Below are 2,738 nucleotides of genomic sequence, written 5' to 3'. Positions count from 1 at the left end.
GGCCCTATCGCCGGAAAGCCGGCTCCCACAGGAAGATCACTGCCCTTGAGGCTTGTGCTGTACCTGTGGGAGGCGGCTTGCCGGCGATAGGGCCAGTGCAGCCAACATCAATCCCTGGCAGGCTCCGCACCTTCAACGGCATCCAAAGGCGCTTCCATCCGCCGGAACCACGTAGACAGCAGCGCCCCGGAAATATTGTGCCAAACGCTGAACAGCGCACTGGGCACCGCCGCCAGCGGCGAGAAATGCGCCGCCGCCAAGGCAGCCCCCAACCCCGAATTCTGCATCCCCACCTCCAGCGCCAGCGATTTGCGCTGGGCCAGCGGCAACTTGCAGAACTTCCCGGTGAGATAACCCAGCAGGTAGCCAAAGCTGTTGTGCAGCATCACCACCGCCATGATCAGCAGCCCCGATTCGGCGATCTTCGCCTGGCTGGCCGCCACCACCGCGCAGACGATCATGACGATGCTCACCACCGACACCAGTGGCAGCACCTGCACCGCCATCTGTACCCGCGCGCCCAGCAGACGCTGGGCCAATACCCCAAGGATGATCGGCAGCATCACCAACTGCAGGATCGACCAGAACATGTCCATGAAGGACACCGGCAGCCAGGCCGAGGCCAGGAACCAGATCAGCGCCGGGGTCAGCAGCGGGGCCAGCAGGGTGGTTACCGCGGCGATCGCCACCGCCAGCGCCAGGTCGCCCTTGGACAGCCAGACCATCACGTTCGACGCCGTGCCGCTCGGGCAGCAGCCGACCAGGATCACGCCCACGGCGATTTCCGCCGGCAGGTGGAACAGCTGGCACAGCAGCCAGGCCATGCCCGGCATGATCACGAAGTGCGCCACCACCCCCAGTGCCACGCGCCAGGGCTGGCGGGCGAGGGCGGCGAAGTCGTCGAGCTTGAGGGTCAGGCCCATGCCGAACATCACCACGCCCAGCAACGGCACGATGGCGACCTTGAGGGCGATGAACCATTGCGGTTGCAGGAAGGCCAGGCAGGCGAACACCAGTACCCAGAGGGCGAAGGTGTTGCCGACGAAGCGGCTGAGGGCGGCGAGGGCGCGCATGGTAGAGGTCCTTTTATAGTTGTTTCTCTGTGATTTTCACTGGCCCAATCGCCGGCAAGCCGGCTCCCGCAGGTACAACACAGTCCTTCAGCCCTGTGGTGCACCTGTGGGAGCCGGCTTGCCGGCGATTGGGCCGGTACTGACTCAGGATGTCTTCCAGATCAGCACCGGCATATCAGCAGATTCAGACCCCTTGCGGAATCTCTTCACCACCCAGTGCCTCGAACAGCACCGGCAGGAACTCGCTGAAGGTCATCATCATCAGCAGGAAGCTGGCATCGAACTGTTGCGCGGCTTCATCGCCACCATCCTGTTCGGCCTGCTCCTGCAGCAGCTCTTCGAACTTCAGGCGCTTGATCACCATCTTGTCGTCGAGCACGAACGACAGCTTGTCCTGCCAGGCCAGGGCCAGCTGGGTGACCACCTTGCCGGTGCTCAGGTGCAGCTGGATTTCCTCGCCGGTCAGGTCCTGGCGCTTGCAACGCACGATACCGCCGTCTTCGGCGGTGTCGCGCAGTTCGCATTCGTCCAGCACATAGAAACCTTCGGCGGCCTGTTGCGATTTGACCCAGTCGGTCATGGTCGCGGTCGGGGCGATCTTCACCGTGGCCGGGCGCACGGGCAGCGAGCCCATCACTTCACGCAGGGTCGACAGCAGGTCTTCGGCGCGCTTGGCGCTGGCCGAGTTGACCAGGATCATCCCCAGGCGCGGGGCGATGGCGGCGAAGATCATCGAGCGGCGGATGAACGCACGCGGCAGGAAGGCCTGGATGATCTCGTCCTTGATCTGGTCGCGTTCCTTCTTGTAGACCTTGCGCATCTGCTCGGTCTCGATCTCTTCGACCTTTTCCTTCACCGCATCGTTGACCACGCTGCTGGGCAGGATGCGTTCTTCCTTGCGCGCGGCAATCAGCAGGAACTCGCCGCTGACGTGCACCAGGGGAGCGTCCTCGCCCTTGCCGAACGGTGCGACGAAGCCATAGGTGGTCAGCTCCTGGCTCGCGCATGGGCGGGCCGGCTTGCTGGCCAGGGCAGCTTCCAGAGCTTCAGCCTCGAAGGGGACATCCTGGGTCAGGCGGTAGGTCAGCAGGTTCTTGAACCACATGGGGGGCAATCTCTCCTTAAGGCATAAGGCGGGCATTATTCTCCGAGCAGCCGCTCCAGGCCAGCCCTGTCATTGGGCCAGTAGCTGTATATAAGGAAAGAAATGGGCGTCGAAGCTAGGTTGTTGAAAGGCCTGATAATTTTTTTGAAAAACTTGAAAAAAGTGCTTGCCAGGCTAGCAGGCCCTCCGTAGAATGCGCGCCACACCGAGACGAAGGGTGATTAGCTCAGCCGGGAGAGCATCTGCCTTACAAGCAGAGGGTCGGCGGTTCGATCCCGTCATCACCCACCACTCGATGTATAGCGCAGCGGTAGTTCAGTCGGTTAGAATACCGGCCTGTCACGCCGGGGGTCGCGGGTTCGAGTCCCGTCCGCTGCGCCATATTCCACTTCCAGGGCCCACTGAACACCCGGAAGTAACAGAGAAAGCGACCTTAGGGTCGCTTTTTTTGTGTCTGAATTTCCATTTTTGTCGTAATTGGAAAAATAAGTTGTTCAATGACTTGCGGGGATGCTCATTCCTCCGTAGAATGCGCGCCTCACCGAGACGAAGGGTGATTA

At 61.7% G+C, this 2,738-nt stretch carries 2 protein-coding genes and 2 tRNA genes; 2 read left to right on the top strand and 2 right to left on the bottom strand.

Features of this window, described 5'->3' with window-relative positions:
• Positions 1-107: 107 nt before the first annotated feature.
• The gene (locus PMI38_RS21080) at positions 108-1,073 is read right to left on the bottom strand and encodes a bile acid:sodium symporter family protein (RefSeq protein ID WP_008098479.1); all 966 of its coding nucleotides are present in this window, start codon (positions 1,071-1,073) and stop codon (positions 108-110) included.
• A 184-nt stretch (positions 1,074-1,257) separates the two neighbouring features.
• Entirely contained in the window at positions 1,258-2,178 is a 921-nt protein-coding gene (gene rdgC / locus PMI38_RS21075) for a recombination-associated protein RdgC (protein ID WP_008098477.1), read from the bottom strand.
• 215 nt (positions 2,179-2,393) lie between these two features.
• Between rdgC and PMI38_RS21070 the strand changes: the two genes are divergently transcribed.
• Both PMI38_RS21070 and PMI38_RS21065 read left to right on the top strand, forming a co-directional pair.
• Positions 2,394-2,469 (top strand) — tRNA-Val (locus PMI38_RS21070).
• 13 nt (positions 2,470-2,482) lie between these two features.
• Positions 2,483-2,559: transfer RNA gene (locus PMI38_RS21065), tRNA-Asp, on the top strand.
• Positions 2,560-2,738: the final 179 nt, after the last annotated feature.

This window comes from Pseudomonas sp. GM84 (genome assembly GCF_000282535.1).
Classification (GTDB): Bacteria; Pseudomonadota; Gammaproteobacteria; order Pseudomonadales; family Pseudomonadaceae; genus Aquipseudomonas.
This window is presented reverse-complemented; position numbering and strand designations above follow the sequence as displayed.

What these genes read in the sequence shown, in the direction of transcription:
- rdgC (WP_008098477.1), bottom strand. Translation starts at nt 2,178, where the DNA reads ATGTGGTTCAAGAACCTGCTGACCTACCGCCTGACCCAGGATGTCCCC.
- PMI38_RS21080 (WP_008098479.1), bottom strand. Translation starts at nt 1,073, where the DNA reads ATGCGCGCCCTCGCCGCCCTCAGCCGCTTCGTCGGCAACACCTTCGCC.